The 16,395-nt window shown below is 66.1% G+C and carries 14 protein-coding genes and 1 pseudogene; 8 read left to right on the top strand and 7 right to left on the bottom strand.

Going from position 1 to position 16,395, the window contains the following annotated elements:
* The first annotated feature begins 45 nt into the window (after positions 1–45).
* Positions 46–519, top strand: a complete 474-nt coding sequence (locus AKJ13_RS00530; RefSeq protein WP_050731646.1) for a YidB family protein — start codon at positions 46–48, stop codon at positions 517–519.
* A 191-nt stretch (positions 520–710) separates the two neighbouring features.
* Positions 711–1,019: pseudogene (locus AKJ13_RS00535) on the top strand (carbohydrate porin); the annotation flags it as partial.
* A gap of 30 nt (positions 1,020–1,049) precedes the next feature.
* Here the strand turns inward: AKJ13_RS00535 and AKJ13_RS00540 are convergent.
* The 3 genes from AKJ13_RS00540 to AKJ13_RS00550 form a co-directional block, all read right to left on the bottom strand.
* The gene (locus AKJ13_RS00540; protein ID WP_050731648.1) at positions 1,050–1,571 is read right to left on the bottom strand and encodes a DedA family protein; all 522 of its coding nucleotides are present in this window, start codon (positions 1,569–1,571) and stop codon (positions 1,050–1,052) included.
* A gap of 80 nt (positions 1,572–1,651) precedes the next feature.
* On the bottom strand, positions 1,652–1,939 hold the full coding sequence (locus AKJ13_RS00545) for a hypothetical protein (protein WP_050731649.1): 288 nt from the start codon (positions 1,937–1,939) through the stop codon (positions 1,652–1,654).
* A 168-nt stretch (positions 1,940–2,107) separates the two neighbouring features.
* Positions 2,108–2,554 (bottom strand): DMT family transporter, encoded by a 447-nt coding sequence (locus AKJ13_RS00550; RefSeq protein WP_050731650.1) that lies wholly within the window; start codon positions 2,552–2,554, stop codon positions 2,108–2,110.
* Between the two features lie 272 nt (positions 2,555–2,826).
* On the opposite strand from AKJ13_RS00550, the gene AKJ13_RS00555 reads away from it, so the two are divergent.
* On the top strand, positions 2,827–4,737 hold the full coding sequence (locus AKJ13_RS00555; RefSeq protein ID WP_050731651.1) for a potassium transporter Kup: 1,911 nt from the start codon (positions 2,827–2,829) through the stop codon (positions 4,735–4,737).
* 736 nt (positions 4,738–5,473) lie between these two features.
* Here the strand turns inward: AKJ13_RS00555 and AKJ13_RS00560 are convergent.
* Positions 5,474–5,740 carry a hypothetical protein gene (locus AKJ13_RS00560; RefSeq protein WP_050731652.1) on the bottom strand — a complete coding sequence of 89 codons (267 nt, stop codon included), beginning with the start codon at positions 5,738–5,740 and terminating at the stop codon, positions 5,474–5,476.
* A gap of 496 nt (positions 5,741–6,236) precedes the next feature.
* On the opposite strand from AKJ13_RS00560, the gene AKJ13_RS00565 reads away from it, so the two are divergent.
* Positions 6,237–6,836 carry a Crp/Fnr family transcriptional regulator gene (locus AKJ13_RS00565; protein ID WP_348270926.1) on the top strand — a complete coding sequence of 200 codons (600 nt, stop codon included), beginning with the start codon at positions 6,237–6,239 and terminating at the stop codon, positions 6,834–6,836.
* Between the two features lie 232 nt (positions 6,837–7,068).
* Here the strand turns inward: AKJ13_RS00565 and AKJ13_RS00570 are convergent, their stop codons facing one another.
* A complete protein-coding gene (locus AKJ13_RS00570; RefSeq protein ID WP_050731653.1) occupies positions 7,069–7,782 on the bottom strand; it encodes a YafY family protein in 714 nt (237 codons plus the stop codon).
* A 246-nt stretch (positions 7,783–8,028) separates the two neighbouring features.
* On the opposite strand from AKJ13_RS00570, the gene AKJ13_RS32095 reads away from it, so the two are divergent.
* Complete coding sequence (locus AKJ13_RS32095; protein WP_200905561.1) at positions 8,029–8,280, top strand: hypothetical protein; 252 nt, start codon at positions 8,029–8,031, stop codon at positions 8,278–8,280.
* Positions 8,281–8,484: 204 nt separating this feature from the next.
* Here the strand turns inward: AKJ13_RS32095 and AKJ13_RS00580 are convergent, their stop codons facing one another.
* A complete protein-coding gene (locus AKJ13_RS00580; RefSeq protein WP_244471466.1) occupies positions 8,485–9,231 on the bottom strand; it encodes a TetR/AcrR family transcriptional regulator in 747 nt (248 codons plus the stop codon).
* Between AKJ13_RS00580 and AKJ13_RS00585 the strand changes: the two genes are divergently transcribed.
* The gene (locus AKJ13_RS00585) at positions 9,215–10,354 is read left to right on the top strand and encodes an FAD-dependent monooxygenase (RefSeq protein WP_064774596.1); all 1,140 of its coding nucleotides are present in this window, start codon (positions 9,215–9,217) and stop codon (positions 10,352–10,354) included. The two genes, AKJ13_RS00580 and AKJ13_RS00585, sit on opposite strands and share 17 nt — an antisense overlap.
* Positions 10,355–11,061: 707 nt before the next feature.
* Here AKJ13_RS00585 and AKJ13_RS00590 read toward each other — a convergent pair.
* Positions 11,062–12,405: a dicarboxylate/amino acid:cation symporter gene (locus AKJ13_RS00590; RefSeq protein ID WP_050731656.1), complete on the bottom strand. Its 1,344-nt coding sequence runs from the start codon at positions 12,403–12,405 to the stop codon at positions 11,062–11,064.
* A gap of 304 nt (positions 12,406–12,709) precedes the next feature.
* On the opposite strand from AKJ13_RS00590, the gene AKJ13_RS00595 reads away from it, so the two are divergent.
* Both AKJ13_RS00595 and AKJ13_RS00600 read left to right on the top strand, forming a co-directional pair.
* Complete coding sequence (locus AKJ13_RS00595; RefSeq protein ID WP_050731657.1) at positions 12,710–14,569, top strand: ATP-binding protein; 1,860 nt, start codon at positions 12,710–12,712, stop codon at positions 14,567–14,569.
* Entirely contained in the window at positions 14,566–15,921 is a 1,356-nt protein-coding gene (locus AKJ13_RS00600) for a sigma-54 dependent transcriptional regulator (protein WP_050731658.1), read from the top strand. The genes AKJ13_RS00595 and AKJ13_RS00600 overlap by 4 nt, the downstream gene beginning before the upstream one ends.
* Positions 15,922–16,395 lie beyond the last annotated feature (474 nt).

Consider the following 16,395-nt stretch of genomic DNA (forward strand, 5'->3'; position numbering starts at 1 on the left):
TCGGCGGATGGCCACCGCGCCTCCGCCATCTGCCGGAGACGCCTCGTGAGCGACGGTTACCCTTCGATGACGGCCCTCCTGGGCCTGTTGGCTCTTGCCGGTTACCAGAACCGGGACAAGCTCGCGGAACTGCTGGGGGGCACCGGCCAGGCCGCGCCGGCACCGTCAGGCACTGGGGCGGCGCCCGGAGGGCCTAGCGGCGGGCTCAGCGGCATCCTCGGCGGTTTGCTTGGCAGCCAGCAGAACCAAGCCCCTGGCGGCTTCCTGCACAGCGGCCTCGGCGAGATGCTCGAACGCTTCCAGCAGGCCGGCCACGGGGCGGCCGCGCAGTCCTGGGTCAACCAGGGACCGAACCAGGAAATCGCGCCGCAGCACCTGGAGCAGGCCATCGGGACGGACGTCCTCGCGGACCTGACCCAGCGCACCGGCCTGTCCCGTCAGGAGTTGCTGTCCCGGCTATCCCGGGAGCTTCCCCAGGCTGTCGACCGCTACACGCCGGATGGCCGGATGCCGGCTTAGCCAGGGTTCCCCGACCTCGACGGCCTTGACCGGCGCCGTTCCCGGGATCTCGACCTGGGCGACGACGCCGGCAGGTCGCTGCCCCGGCGCGGTGTCTTACGACCGTCGCGCTACGAAGGGACTTCGGACAGTTGGTCAGAGCCATCCGCTCTTACGGAAGCGCCAATACAGGATCGCACAGGCTGCCAGCTGCGGGTGGCTTCTGGCTAAAGGGCACGGCTTGGGGTCGTCCGAACGACACGGTGGGCGTCGGCGCCGCGGTCAACGGCATAACTCCAGCGCACCGGGCCTTCTTCAGCGCCGGCGGCCTAGGCCTGTTGATCGGCGACGGTCGGCTGACCCGCTACGCTCCCGAGAGTGCGTTCGAGACGTTCTATGCAGTGAGCCTGACCAAGGCGATGACCGTGACCTTCGACTACCAGCACGTCGAGAACCCGGCCTACAACAAGGACAGGGGGCCTGCCGACTTCTTCGCGACACGCCTGCACGTCGACTTCTGAAGCAGGCCACGCGAGGCTCCTCGCTCGTCATCAGCCTCGCCACCACGTCATCAGCCCGGCGCCCGGCGCGATTAGGATGAATGCCCAGGCCAGTGCCGAGGCGATGTTCGCGACCTGGAACGGCAGGCGGCGTACGCCGAAGACGCCGGCGACCAGCGGGATGACGGCCCGGATGGGTCCGAAGAAGCGTCCGAGCGCCACTGCGCCCGCGCCCCAGCGCCCGCAGAACGCCTCCGCGCGTGCAACCGCCGCGGGGTAGCGCCGCATCGGCCACATCCGCTTGGCGTCGTCCTTGTAGTAGTGCCCGAACTCGTAGGAGATCCAGTCGCCGAGCGCGGCCCCTATCGCGGCACAGAGCACCACCGGCCAGAACGAGACGTCGGCTGCCGCGATCATGGGCCCGAGCGCGAGCAGGATGACGGTGGCGGGCACCAGGAACGACAAGAAGGCGACCGACTCGCAGAAGGCGAGCACCCCCGCGATCAGGGGCGTCCAGGCCTTGTGAGCCTCGATGAAGGCGAGCGCCCATTGCCGGATCGCGTCGAGGTCCATGTCACCACGTTATTGAGAGGTGTCAGGTTGAGCGGGGCATGCTCCGACGGCAGCCCCGACCAACGTTTGCGTACGCTCGTTCAGTAGCCGTAGGAGCGTTGCCCATAGGGCTGTGAGGAACCGTACCCGGCGCCGCGCGGCTGCACGCGGGAACCGTAGTCGATCTCGCGCTGGCGCCGGGCCTGACGATTGGCCAGGTAGCGTCCGCCGAGGCAGCCCGCCACGGCACCTACGACGCCGCGCTCGGCCAGATAGTGACCTGCCAAGCCGCCGATGATGGCGCCCTTGATGCAGCCCTTCGCCTCCGCCGCCCCGGCGCCCATGAGCGTGACGATGGCGAGGGCCGCCGCGTGTCCGACAAGTCGCATGCTGGTGCTCCTGTTTGATGGGGAGAAGAACCCTTGCCGCCGCAGGAGCGTTCCGGCGTTCGAGCATCGACGAAGCCTCGCGTAGGAAGGACTTCGCCGAACCCATGGAACCAAGCGTCGGAGGCGGCGCGGCGTATCGCAACCTTCTGCGCGGATCGCTCGGAGGCGTCAGAACACGCTGATGCAGGCGAGACCCGCCAGCATCAGCAAGCACCCGAAGATGCGCCCCATGCTGGCCTCGTGCACTTCGAAGCCGACCCAGCCGAAATGGTCGAGGACGACCGAGGCTACGAGTTGGCCCGTCAACACCAGCGCCATCAAGGTTGCCGCCCCGAGGCGGCCGGCCAGCAGGATTGCCGCGACCCCATAGGCCGAGCCGGCCAGACCGCCGAACCAGGCCCACCACGGCACCGCTCCCATCTTCTCGAAGGAGGGCCAGGAGATCCTCATGGCCAGGAAGTAGGCCACCACCACGCCGAGCCCGAACAGGTAGTTGACGATGAGGGCCGGCACGGGTTCGCCGAAGCCGCGCTTGAGCCCGGCATTGGCCCCGGCCTGGACGGTGACGAGGGCGCCCGCGGCGACTGCGAAGGCCCAGGCGAGGAGGGCGGTCAACGACGCGCTCCCTTAGCCTCGGCCAAGTGTCGCATTGCCTTGCCGCTCATCGAAACGCCTCCTTGGAAGCCCGGCGGTCGGCCGGGCGCGGGGAGCGAAAGCCCGCGACCGTGGCGATGGTTCCTCAGATGTCCGATCCAGGTCGCAGGTTGGCGATCTGGGAATGGGGAAGCTTGCCCGGGCAAGATGTTTGTTGCCGCGAACGAACCGAGCCGTTTGGCCGTTAGAGGCCGATCCTGGCGGGAACCACCCGCGTTCGGAGGACGCGTCGGATGTCGGGTTCCACAACCGAGCTTTCGGCCACGCAGATGCCGCCGGCGGCCGATGCGAGCCATGGCTCCAAGACGAGCTTCTGGGCGCTTACCCTCGGCTCCGTCGGCGTGGTCTACGGCGACATCGGGACCAGCCCGCTCTACGCCCTGAAGGAGTCCCTGCATGCTGCCGCGGGCGGGGGGCATGCCCCGACGCGCGACATGGTCTTCGGCGTTGTCTCGCTGATCCTTTGGGCGCTCATCCTCATCGTGACCCTGAAGTACGTGCTCCTGGTCATGCGCGCGGACAACGACGGCGAGGGCGGGACCCCATCCCTCGTCGCGCTCGCCCAGCGTGTCCTGGGTCATTCCGGCGGCTTCGTCATTGTCCTCGGCATGGTGGGCGTCGCCCTGTTCTACGGCGACGCGATCATCACGCCGGCCATCTCGGTGCTGTCCGCCGTCGAAGGGTTGAAGCTCGTCACCCCGGCCTTCGAGCCGTACGTCCTGCCGCTCAGCCTCACCATCCTCATCGGCCTGTTCGCGGTCCAGAGCCACGGCACAGCGCGGGTGGCGACGTTCTTCGGGCCGATCACGGCGTTCTGGTTCGTCGTGATGGCGCTTGGCGGCCTGGGCCATCTCGCCGAAGACCTGAGCATCCTGGCGGCTTTCAACCCGGCATACGGGATTAGCTTCCTGCTCAACCATGGCACGGCCGGCCTGCTGGCGCTGGGAGCCGTCTTCCTCGCCGTGACCGGTGCCGAGGCGCTCTACGCCGACATGGGCCATTTCGGCCGCTCGCCGATCCGGGCGGCCTGGTTCGGCCTCATCCTGCCGGCGCTCGCCTTGAACTACCTGGGACAGGGCGCCATGCTGCTCGCCCACCCCGAGCGCATCGAGAACCCCTTCTTCCTCCTCTATCCGTCCTGGGCCCTGCTGCCGATGGTGCTTCTCGCCACCGTGGCTACCGTCATCGCGAGCCAGGCCGTCATCACCGGCACCTTCTCGATCACCCAGCAGGCCATGCAACTCGGCCTGCTGCCGCGCATGCGGGTCCAGCGCACCTCCGAGACGGAGAAGGGCCAGATCTACATCCCGCGGGTGAACTGGTGGCTGCTCGTCGCCGTAGTCTTCCTAGTGGTGCTGTTCAAGTCGTCGAGCGCGCTGGCGGCGGCCTACGGGATCGCCGTGACAGGGGACATGGTCATCACGGCGATCCTGCTCTTCGTCGTGGCCTGGAAGGCTTGGCGCTGGTCACCCATTCTAGCGGCCGCGGTCATCGCGCCGTTCCTGCTGATCGAGTTGGTGTTCCTGTCTGCCAACGCGCTGAAGCTGCTCCACGGCGGCTGGGTGCCGCTGACGATTGGGGCGGCGCTCGTTACCGCCATGTGGACCTGGCGGCGCGGTTCGGCCCTGGTTGCTGAGGAGATCCACCGGCGCCGCGTTCCCCTGTCCAACTTCACGAGCATGGCCGAGACGGGCTCGGTCCTGCGGGCGCCGGGCACGGCCGTGTTCCTAACCGGATCGCCAGGGGACACGCCCGGGGCCCTGATGCACAACGTGAAGCACAACCACGTGCTGCATGCCCGCAACGTCATCCTGCACGTGGTCACGGACGACCTGCCGCGGGTGCCTCAGACGGACCGAGTCACGGTCAAGCTGCTCTCGGACGTCTTCACCTGCGTGACGGTGCGGTTCGGGTTCATGGAACTGCCCGACCTGCCACGGGCCCTAGCCGCAGCCGGCTTCGATGCGGACAACCTGTCTTACTTCCTGACGCGGCGGGTCCTGGTGCCCTCGCCGGAGACGGGCATGCCGGTTTGGCAGGACCGCCTCTACATCGCCATGGCGCGCGCGGCGACCGATGCGTCACGCTACTTCCGCATCCCGGTCGATAGGGCCGTCGAGATCGGAGCCCGGATCGACATCTAAGGCGATGATTACCAACCCGGGCGCGTCAGAGGATGCGGCACGTTCTTTTGATCGCCCGGCCGAAGCCGAGGCGCATGAGCGGGCTTGAGCTCAGCCCGCGCGGCGACGAAGGAGCGTGCCGAATTCGCGGTCAGTTCGCGATAAAGCGGCGCTTGGCCTGGACGGGAGGATGCGCAGATGGGTCACCGTGACGATCCAAGCCATCGCCGCTTGATTGTCTTTAGCGCAACAAAGCAACTTGAATGGAGGCAGCCACCTCGCGATGGCTGCCTCCGATCACTTTAAGTGGATTACTAGCGGAACTTTGGTGCTCAAAGCGGATCTTTGAGCACGCGATCAAGAAGATCAGTTTGCTCGCGCCATATCCATCAGCGTCAGGTCCGGTTCGCAGCTTGATGCAGACCTTCGGTGGTGTGATGTCGTAGGTCCGAAATGGGTCATGAGGCTGTCCCCACCTGAGCCGCGCCGAACGTCCATTCTTCGACTTCCCAAGCTTCGAAGCGGACGGGCCGCTATCGGTCATCATCTGCCGCGGCGTATCACTCGCCTGAACGTCTCAGATGGGTGGATTGCCGTCCGTCCGCTTTGGGACGGCGATCCATGGAAGCGGACATCGTCGTCGGGCCCGCTAACGACCCTTTGCGGAAGCTGGGAGCGTCCGCTTGCCGGCTGTCATGAGGCAGAGACCTACGACCGGGACGGGTGGGAAGCGGAAGCCCGACAGAGGCGTCTCAAGCTAAGACAATTCAGCCTCGCCGCGATGGCTCGACAATGCTGGAGCTTCCTGGGAGATGAAGTCGAAGCGGAACAGCACGAGCTTCTGCTCGTCCGTCACCTCAATGCGCCAATCCTCGCCTAGCGCGATGCGCTTGGCTTCATCTTTGATGACTTCGCCTGCGAACTCGATGGTTTGGATGCGGGCCTCCTGCCAGTCGGCAAGTTCGGTGCCCATATCGTCAGGCAAGCTGACGCTATCGTAAATGTTGAAAAAGAAGCGCGGCAAGTAGCCCTCCGCCGGTGAGTGGGGCGGGAGTTGCTAACTCTCAGGTGCCGGCGTGCCTGGATCGAAGCCTGCCATACCATCTAGAATTGCACCTCGTCGCGAGCAAAGCCCGCACCTAGATCAGCTTTTCCACTGCATGGCCGGTATGCCGCGCCTCGGCGCCCATGGCGAGTTGCAGACCCGGAAGTCTGTTTGGGGCAAAGCTAACCGCGAGGAAGCACGGTATCTCTACAACTTGGGGGAAGCTTGGTATGCGGCAGAAGATTGCCGGCCCCGGCATATGATCCTACGAGGTCAGCGGCCGGAGACGTTACGCTCTCGCTCGCGAACGGGAATGAGAGCGCAATGACTGGATCATTTGACCGACCCAACACGCACCTGATCCTCCGCAAGGTAGAGAGCATCGCCCCTTTCGCCCCGAGCGAGGATGAGAAGGCTGCGCTGCTTGCTCTGCCCCTGCATGTGGCCAGCTTCGAGACTGGCCAGGATATCGTGCGTGAAGGTGACCGCCCCTCGCAGTGTCGTTGTACTGGAAGGCATCGTCTCCACCTACAAGACCACCCAGGCAGGCAGGCGTCAGGCCATGGCCTACCATGTTCCAGGCGACGTACCCGACCTTCAGAGCCTGCATCTGAAGGTTCTCGACAACAGCATTTCCGCGGTCGGACTATGCAGGGTTGGCTTCGTCCAGCACGACGCAATTCGGCACTCGATGCGTGCTCACCCACGGCTTGAGGCCGTGTTCTGGCGCTCTACGTTGATCGACGCGGCACTCGTCCGTGAGTGGATGTTGAACGTCGGTCGGCGCGAAGCCTACGCCCGCATGGCCCACCTGCTGTGCGAGTTGATCACGCGCCTGCAGGTAATTGGGCTCTCCTCGGATTACACCTGTCTGTTGCCGATGACGCAGCCCGAGCTTGCGGACGCGCTCGGGATCACGCCAGTCCACGTCAACCGCACCCTTCGCGACCTGAAGGCTGCTGGTCTTATCACCCTGCGCAGCAGACGACTTACGGTTCACGACTGGGAAGGGCCGAAGGCGGCGGCGGAGTTCGATCCGATTTACCTCCATCTTGGTAGTGACGAAGCCGAGTAAGGTGTCTGCAGCGGCGATCCACAGCTAAGGGTCGGAAGCGGAATGTCCGCTTCTGGATCAGGGACCAAGGTCCGATAGCCACCCTTAGCCGAAGCTGTCGAACGACCGACTAACGGCCGCTTTCGGGAAGCGCTGACGGCAGTCCCGACGACCGGGTTGGGTCGCAAGCGGGAAGGCCGCTTAGGGTGGTTTGCGGATTGTCCGCTTCTGAGTGGTGAGGGCGTTGAAGCGGTCAGCCACCAGATCGTGCTGCCGGGGCCACAGTTTCGTTTTCCAGAGCTTCGAGGTAGGCGCGCAGCAGGGACGCCCGGCTTGGCCGAAAGCTTCCTCCCTCGACCCTGGCTTCGGCGATGCGGTCGATCCGAAACATCCGGAACGCTTCGCGTAGACGGCACCACGATAAAACGACCAGTCGCCGCTCCGTGTGGACGATCGCCAATGGCAGGATCGTCCGCAGCGTGCCCGAACCGCGCTCATCCGTGTAGCGGATGGTCAGCGCCTCTTCCCGCCAGCACGCCTGCCGGATCAGACCCAGGTCATTTGAGGGCGCGTAGCGTGCTTCGGGGCGATAGACCTTCGACACGCAGTGGAACAGATGTTGCTCGCGATCGTCCGGCAGTGTCGCCGCAACTTTGGCCACGACCGAAGCCGCTGCCGCTGCCAAGTCGGGGTCGCCCATGGCGCGCACCTCGGCCATGCCAAGCGCCAAAGCCTCGATCTCCAGCCGATCCAAGGTCTGCGGTGGAAGGGCGTAATCCTCGGCAAGCCGGTAGCCGTACCCCCGCTCGCCGTCGATCCGGGCTCCCGCCGCCCGGAGACTGTCGATGTCCCGGTAAAGCGATCGCACGGAGACGCCGGTTTCCTCGGCTAGCCGTGCGGCCGTTACCGGTTTCGGCAGGGTTCGCATCGCCTGAAGGAGACGGAAGAGGCGGTCGCTCCGTGCCATCAGCCTACTGCCGGTTTCTGTCAGGTGGGGGTTGATACATCCCGGTCGCAGGGCACGACAAGACGCCCCGCACATCGGAGACCGCCATGTCCGTCCAGACAACGACCCATCTCAACTTCCGGGTCAGGCTCGCGAAGCGCTTGAATTCTACCGCTTCGTCTTCGGGGGCGATCTGTCGATCGCCACCTACGGGGACCTTGGGACGACGCAGGATGCTGCGCAGGCCAGCAGGTGATCTGGGGCCAAGTGACGTCCGATCAGGGCTTCCGGATCATGGCCTATGACGTGCAGCCGGAAAAGCCGTGGAACCCCGGCGAGAACGCGGTCTACGTCTCGGTTCGCGGAACCTCGCCGGAGGAGATCACCGCGTACTGGGAGAAGCTGCGCGTCAGCGCGTCGGTCCTGCAACCGCTTGGCGCGTCGGCTTGGTCGCCGCTCTATGGGATGCTGACGGATCGGTTCGGTGTGACATGGGTCATGGACGTGATGGTGCCCTGACCTGGCATTCTGACTAACGGGCGAACGGGCGTTTGTCCGCACTGTCGCACCAGAGCCGAAGTGGTGAGCCGCTGAGTTGGGTCGAGGGAGGCGGTCTGCTTCGGGGCAACGGACGCGTTGCGGCGGATATCATTGCGGTCACCGCGCACAGCCCCAAGCAAACCCTTCCGAAATCTGCTGCCACCAATGTGTTGCCAGATATCGTCACCCTGCTTCGACATAGGGTGTTCCCGCTGCCGCGCCCGCGACAGCGCGGAAACCACGATCGATGAGACGAAGAAAGACGCGGCCGGCAGCATCGGCGTCGCCGGGCGTGTCAGCCACCTTGTACCCTTCGAAGAAGGCGACGCTCCACGTCGCCACGAGCAAGCCCGCAATCAGATGCGCGTCGGGATCGTCCGTGGGTCGATCGACCGACTCTGCCATCATCGCTGCCAGAACGCGCGTGAACTCGCTGCCCATCTGGCGGGCGCGCGCCTTTAGCGCTTCGCTCGCCAGCGCCGTCGCCACGAACCTCAGTGGCGCACCGAAAAGCGGGAGGAGCGGGTTTCGGTCCTCGATACAACGGTGAGCGAGCAAGCGTAGCGCCGTCACCGGGCTCGCTCCCGCGTCCCGCCCATGGATGGCCGCGGCCACCATTCCGCGTATCTCCTCCTCCCGATCGAAGAACATGTCCTCCTTGCGGGGGAAATGGTTGAACACGGTCATGCGGCCGACATCGGCGGCCTCCGCGATCTCATCGACCGTTACCCGATCGAAGCCGTGCTCCATGAACAGGCGAGTGGCCGCATCGGAGATGGCTTGGCGCGTCGCCAGCCGCTTCCGGGTGCGCCTATCTAGCTTGGGGCTTGCCTGGTCCTGCACGTAAAAATATACTCGGTATAGTTTTGTATCGAAATTATTTTGAGGTGCCGGCATGCCTACGTCAACCGTGATGTCCAGTTCCTCCACCGAGCCGCGATCCGCACTCGTCAGCGGCGCAAGCTTCGCCGGCTTGGCGACGGCATTTTGGCTCAACCGGCTAAGATATCGCGTCACGGTGGTCGAGGTCGCACCGGGCCTGCGACGCGGCGGGACGCCCGTCGACATCGAAGGGGAGACAATCGCCATCCTCACACGCATGGGGTTGATGGACGCTGTTCGCGCCAGAACGCTTCCGCCTCGACGCTTCGCCTTCAAGGATGCGGAGAACGCAACGTTGGGCGATATGGCCCACCACCCAGACGATGAGGCGGGGCCCCGCTACGAGACCCACCGCGACGACCTGTTGGACGTTCTGTGCGGCGCGATCGAGGGCGCTGTGGAACTGCGGTTCAACCGTTCGATCGTGGCGATCGAGGAGCGTCCGGAAGCGGTATCGGCGACCTTCAGCGACGGCAGCCAGCACGAATTTGCATTGATTTGTGGCTGCGATGGAAATCGCTCCAACACGCGCAGGCTCGTGTTCGGCGACGGTGAGCAGTTCACCCATTTCATGGGCGGATATTTCTATCTCAAAGTCGTGCCGGACACTGGACTGCTCGAACCGAATAGCTCGGAGCTTTTTGCCGTTCCTGGGCGGATGGCGATGCTGAACGGCTATGACGATCGCACGGATATCGGCTTCGGGTTCCGCACGGCTGGCGAGATCGAATACGATTACCGAAACAAGGATCAGCAACGTCGCCTGATCAGGGAGCATTTTTCCGGTCTGGGGTGGAAAGTGCCCGACATGCTCGCTCGTATGGGCGAGGACAACGACTTCTATTTTGATCGTATCAGCCAGATCAGGATGCCGACGTGGTCTCACGGGCGCATCGCTCTCGTCGGCGACGCCGGCTATTGCGTGTCTCCGTTCGCGGGCCTCGGTGGCTCGATGGCCATCATCGGCGCAGGAAGGCTGGCTGACGCCCTGGCTCGGCATCCGGACGACCATGCCGCCGCCTTTCACGTCTACGAGGAAGGGCTACGGCCGTTCGTCGAGCAGGTGCAAGAACGGGCCGCTATCGACAGCGTACAGATGCTGTTTCCAGGCGACGAAGCCGAAATGGCGGAGCGAGATCGAAAACTAGCCATCGGTGACATCGGCGTCTAACGGCCGCTTTGGAGAAGCGCCACTCACGGTTTGGACGGCCGGGTTGGGTCGGTAGCAGGTTGTCCGCTTTTCCCGCGGGCTTTCTCCGAAGCGGACAACCGGCTTTCGGCCAGACTGCGCCATGCTAGATCGCCAATGGGTTCAAAGCCGGTCGTTCGGCTATGCGCCCATCCCGGTCATTTAGAGGATATCGAGCGCTTCCCCATAGCGACATTGAGCGTCATGACAGCGCCACCGAGAGATTCGCATACGGGCATGCTACGGAATCAGGCGCACTGTGAAGCTCCGCGGTCGTCTGCAAGCTAATGTACGGCCTGGGAAGGTCCGCTTCCCGGTGGTCGACGCAGCAGAGATCAACAACGGGGTAGGGCAGAAACCGGACTATGACCTTTCGTATGAAAGCGACCAGATCCGGCCCGCCGCTTGGAGCCTATGTCGGTCAATCGAGACCTCGAAGATACTTCCGAGCCATGCCTCCGCGCGCCAACGATGAGTGGAATATCCATATTCAGGGACGACAATAGAATGCAGCATGCCTATTACTGGAACCATGATCGGAAAATTGCGTGTATATTTGCTAGCGCATTTAGAAGCACTCGAGGTCCGTTCGCGACGCCAAGCACCATTACATCAACCCAGATTGCGATCTGTGCTGCGAGCAAGGTCGCCGCAGGCCGCACGCTAGTACGGTCTGCGGCGATAACGGCTTATTCAGCCGCTTGCAGGGCCGGCTCACGCGACACGGGCGTCGTGGCACGCCCAGAGAGGGCCGCCGCGAGTTTCTCCTCGTCGACCTCGTTCTCCCAGCGCGCCACGACGATGCACGCCACGGCGTTGCCGATGAAGTTGGTCAGCGCGCGGCACTCCGACATGAACCGGTCGACGCCCAGGATCAGCGCCATGCCGACCACCGGCACCGAGGGCACCACGGCGAGCGTCGCCGCCAGCGTGATGAAGCCCGAACCGGTGACGCCCGCCGCGCCCTTGGAGGACAGCATGGCGACGAGGAGGAGGAGCGCCTGCTCGCCGTAGCTTAACGGCGTATCTGTCGCCTGGGCGATGAACAGCGCCGCCATCGTCATGTAGATGTTCGTGCCGTCGAGGTTGAACGAGTAGCCCGTGGGCACGACGAGGCCGACGACCGGCTTCGAGCAGCCGGCCCGCTCCATCTTCTCCAGGAGCGAGGGCAGCGCCGACTCGGACGAGGAGGTACCGAGCACGAGCAGCAGCTCCTCCTTGATGTACCGGATCAGCGCGATGATCGAGAAGCCGTTGTAGCGGGCCACGGCCCCGAGGACGACCAGCACGAAGATCGCGGAGGTCAGGTAGAACGCGCCGACCAGGTAGGCGAGGTTGGCGAGCGAGCTGATCCCGTACTTGCCGATCGTAAACGCCATCGCCCCGAAGGCGCCGATCGGGGCGACCTTCATGATGATGTTCACGACGCCGAAGATCGCCTCGGACAGCACCTTGATGATGTCGAGCACCGGCTTGCCGCGATCGCCCAGGAAGGCGAGGCCGAAGCCGAACAGCACCGAGAAGAACAGCACCTGGAGGATCTCGCCGCCCGCGAAGGCACCCACCGCCGTAGACGGGATGATGTTCATCAGGAACTCGACGATGCTCTGCTCCTTCGCCTTGCCGGCGTAGGTGGCGATCGCCTTCGGATCGAGCGACTTCGGGTCGATGTGCAGGCCGTTCCCGGGCTGGAGCACGTTGGCGATGACGAGTCCGACGATCAGCGCGAGGGTCGAGAACGTCAGGAAGTAGATCAGCGCCTTCCCGCCGACGCGCCCGACCTTCTCGAGATTGGTCATTCCGGCGATGCCGGAGACCACGGTGAGGAAGATCACCGGCGCGATGATCATCTTGACAAGCTTGATGAACGCGTCGCCCAGCGGCTTCATCTCAGCGCCGAGCTGGGGGTAGAGGTGTCCCAGCGTGATGCCGATCGCGACGGCCACCAAGACTTGGAAATACAAGGTCCGGTAGAGCGGTTTCGGCTTCGTCGGCGGATGGGGTGCGGTGAGCGGTGACGGTACGGCGGCCATGGATGGATCTCCCTAGGATCGGCTTGGGTCATGGCGGTTGGCCCCGGGGTATCCAGGCGGCGTCCGCGCTTGGTCTTGTCCTCTCGGCGCGCAGTCTTGCCGCAAGGGCATGGCTGCGTTGCGCAACTAGAATGGCAATCTCCGTACCAGCCGTGGAACCCCGCGACGTTTTGCTTAAACAATTCAACCCATTAATCTTTTCTCGGCTGCGCCGGGTCGGTCGGAGACCCGGTCGTGCGGAAATCCGCACGCGCCTTGCTAATCCGGTCCGGGATTCCGCACCGGGCGCGGGCCGGTGACCGGGATGGGGGCGCACGGAACCGGTGGGCTCGGCCACGCGGTCGCGCGCCGGACGCTCCTGATCGTGGCGGGTCTGTGCGCGATCCTCTGCGCCGCCTGGTTCGCCGGGCGGTCCGCTGAGCGGTGGACGCTGGCGGACCTGCGGCGCAACGCGCGCTCGGCGATCGGATTACAGGTCGGTGTGCTGCTGGCCGAGATGCAGAAGCAGGCTTCCCTGCCCCTGGCGCTCGCCGCCGACCCGGAGATCGTCGCCGCGGTCGGCCGCGCGCCGGGGCGGGACCTGCTGGATCGCGTCGACCGGCGGCTTGCGCAGGTGGCCGCCGCCACCGGCTCGGCCGTGATCTACCTCATCGGTGCGGACGGCATCACGGTCGCAGCCAGCAATGCCGGGGCGGCGCAGAGCTTCGTCGGGCGCGACTACACGTTCCGGCCGTATTTCCGGCAGGCGCTGGCGGGCGGGGCCGGGTCGCAGTTCGCCCTCGGCACCGTCAGCGGTCGACCGGGGCTCTACCTCGCGCGGCGCATCGGCGACGGCGACGGCGTCGTCGTGGTCAAGGTCGAGTTCGACGTTGTCGAGGCGGCGTGGCGGGCGGCGCGCGAGGTCACCTTCGTCACCGACGCGCGGGGCATCGTCCTCGTCACCAGCGAGCCGGACTGGCGGTTCGGGACCCTCGGCGCCATCGACGCGGCCGAGCGCGTCCGGATCGGCGAGGGCCGGGAGTTCGGCGCGGCCCCCCTGGAGCGACTGCCCCTGCACCCGGTCGAGGGGGTGCCGGACGTGATCCGCGTCGGGCGCGGCGCGGTGCCGGCCTGGACGGCGATCACGACCCAGGCGCCCGTCCCCGGAACCGACTGGGAATTGCACACGCTGACCCCGGTCGGGAGCGCCGTGGAGCGGGAGCGGCTGCAGGCCTGGATCATCGCGGCGCTCGCGACCGGCCTCGCCGGATTCGCCGCCGCCGCCCTGCTCGACCGGGGCCGGCGGACCCGGGCCCGGCTGGCGCGGGCGGCCGCGCATCGGATGGAGCTGGAGAGCCGCGTCAGCGAGCGGACCCGCGCGCTGAGCGAGGCCAACGCCCAGCTGCGCGCCGAGATCGCGGAGCGGGAGCGCGCCGAGGCCGAGCGCGAGCGTCTCGGACGTGAACTGGCCCAGGCCGGCCGGCTGGCGGCGCTCGGCCAGTTCGCGGCCAGCATGGCGCACGAGATCAACCAGCCGCTCGCGGCAATCCGCTCCTATGCCGACAACACCGCGATCCTCGTCCGACGCGGACGCATCGAGGACGCGGCCGAAAACGCCTTCGCGATCGGCCGGCTTACCGACCGCATCGCCGGCCTGACCCGGCAGCTCAAGGGCTTCGCCCGGCGCTCCTCGCCGCGGCGCGAGCCGGTGGCCTTGCGCGACGTGCTGGGCAACGCGCTGGAACTCGTCGGCGCGCGCGCCGCGACCCTGGGCGTCCCGGTGCAGGTCGATGCGGCCGCTGCGGCCCTTCGCGTCCTCGGCGACGGGCCGCGCCTCGAACAGGTCGTGGTCAATTTGCTCCAGAACGCCGTCGACGCGGTGGCGGGCCGTCCCGAGCCCCGCGTGGAGCTGCAGGTGATCGCCGTGGATGCCGACCGGGTCGCGCTAGAGGTGCTCGACAACGGCCCCGGCATCCCCAAAGCCCTGCGTGGCCAGGTCTTCGACGCCTTCTTCACGACGAAGACCGACGGGCTGGGCCTCGGCCTCGCCATCGCCCGCGGGATCGTGGAGGATTGCGGCGGCAACCTGACCATGGCCGTCCGGCCGGGCACCGGCGCAGTCTTCCGGATGGAATTGCTCCGGGCGGCCTCGGGCGTGGGATCTTCGGTGGGAGTGGCGCAGTGACCGACGCGGCAGAAGACCCGGGCTACTCCGAGCGCGTCGTCTTCATCGACGACGAGGCCGAGGTGCGCCGGGCCAACCGCCAGAGCCTCGAGCTCGAAGGGTTCGCGGTCGAGGCGTTCGACGCCGCCGAGCCGGCCTTGGCGGCGATCCTGGCCGCGCCCCCCGGGGTCGTGGTCACCGACGTGCGCCTGCCCGGCCTCGACGGGGTGGGCCTGCTGGCGCGTCTGCGCCGGGTCGATCCGGACCTGCCGGTGATCCTGATCACGGGCCACGGCGACATCCGCATGGCGGTGAACGCCATGCAGGGCGGCGCCTACGACTTCCTGGCCAAGCCCTATCCGGCCGAGGGCCTCGTCGCGTCCGTGCGCCGGGCGCTGGAGCGGCGCCGCCTTGTGATGGAGAACCGTTCGCTGCGCGCGCGGCTCGACGCGGCAATCGAGGATGACCCGTCCTTCCTCGGCGTCTCGCCGGAGATCGTGGCGCTGCGCGCCCTGGTGCGCGAAGTGGCCCGCGCCGATGTCGACGTGCTGGTGTTCGGCGAGACCGGATCCGGCAAGGAGGTCGTCGCGGGGGCGCTCCATCGCTGGAGCCGGCGGGCCGGGCGGAATCTCGTGGCGATGAATTGCGGCGCGCTGCCGGACACCGTGGTCGAGAGTGAGCTGTTCGGCCACGAGGCCGGCGCCTTCACGGGAGCGGTCAAGCGGCGGGTCGGGCGGATCGAGCATGCACAGGGCGGCACGCTCTTCCTCGATGAGATCGAGAGCATGCCGCTGACACTTCAGGTGAAGCTGCTGCGGGTGCTGCAGGAGCGCACCGTGGAGCCGCTGGGCACCAACGAGGTGCGCCCGGTCGACATGCGGGTCGTGGCCGCGACCAAGGTCGATCTCGGGCAGGCGGCGGCCCAGGGCACGTTCCGGGACGATCTCTACCACCGCCTCAACGTGATCACGATCGCGATCCCGCCCCTACGCGACCGGGGCGAGGACGTGATGCTGCTGTTCCAGCATTTCCTGCGGCGGGCCGCCGGGCGCTTCGAGCGGGAGACCCCGCCGATCACCCCGGCCGTGCGCGACCACCTGCATCGCCACGCGTGGCCCGGCAACATCCGCGAGCTCGGCCACTTCGCCGAACGCTTCGCCCTCGGCTTGGTCGAGCCTCCACGCGTCATCGCGGATGCGACCGGCGGTAGTCTGGTCGATCAGCTAGAGCGCTTCGAGAGGCGGTTAATCCGGGACGAGTTGATCGTTGCCAGTGGCGATGTCCGCGCGGCAGCCGAAGCCCTCGGCCTACCGCGCAAGACCCTCTACGACAAGGTGGCCCGCCACGGTCTAACACCGGCGGACTATCGCTAGACCGCCCGGTTCGGTCCACGATTTCAAAAGGAATTTCAGTCTGTTTTCGGCCTTATCCACTCGACTGCTTTGCGCCACGAGTCGACGTTGGCGGTTTGGCCGTAAGTGGACGTTCGGCTTTGCGCCCATCACGGCCATTCGGCGATCGACGCCGGTATTCCGGAAGCGGACGTCGTCTCGGGTTGAATGATGGGCTTCAGTTGTGCGCGAAGCATCATCGGACCCATCGTGCGGAGGCGCGCGGCCGGAAGGATCTGCGGCTATCCGCTTGGAGAACAGCTTCAGGCCAGCGGGCACGCCTTGGTGCTCGATTACGATCCAGCTGAAGGCGGCTGGGATCCGCGAGGAGTCCGACACGTCATGCGATTGACCGGGCCGCCTTTCTGGAGCTTCACGCTTGGCAGGCGGCCTCTGCAAGGGAGCAGAAGTCAGTTCGATGGCAGGGGAGGTCACGCCTTCGGCATCGAGGGCCTC

The organism is Methylobacterium sp. ARG-1 (assembly GCF_001262595.1).
GTDB lineage: Bacteria > Pseudomonadota > Alphaproteobacteria > Rhizobiales > Beijerinckiaceae > Methylobacterium > Methylobacterium brachiatum.

Bases quoted from the DNA above. Each gene is read 5' to 3' on its own strand.
- AKJ13_RS00540 (WP_050731648.1), bottom strand. From the start codon at position 1,571: ATGGACCTCGACGCGATCCGGCAATGGGCGCTCGCCTTCATCGAGGCT.
- AKJ13_RS00545 (WP_050731649.1), bottom strand. From the start codon at position 1,939: ATGCGACTTGTCGGACACGCGGCGGCCCTCGCCATCGTCACGCTCATG.
- AKJ13_RS00555 (WP_050731651.1), top strand. From the start codon at position 2,827: ATGTCGGGTTCCACAACCGAGCTTTCGGCCACGCAGATGCCGCCGGCG.
- AKJ13_RS00570 (WP_050731653.1), bottom strand. From the start codon at position 7,782: ATGGCACGGAGCGACCGCCTCTTCCGTCTCCTTCAGGCGATGCGAACC.
- AKJ13_RS00585 (WP_064774596.1), top strand. From the start codon at position 9,215: ATGTCCAGTTCCTCCACCGAGCCGCGATCCGCACTCGTCAGCGGCGCA.
- AKJ13_RS00590 (WP_050731656.1), bottom strand. From the start codon at position 12,405: ATGGCCGCCGTACCGTCACCGCTCACCGCACCCCATCCGCCGACGAAG.
- AKJ13_RS00595 (WP_050731657.1), top strand. From the start codon at position 12,710: ATGGGGGCGCACGGAACCGGTGGGCTCGGCCACGCGGTCGCGCGCCGG.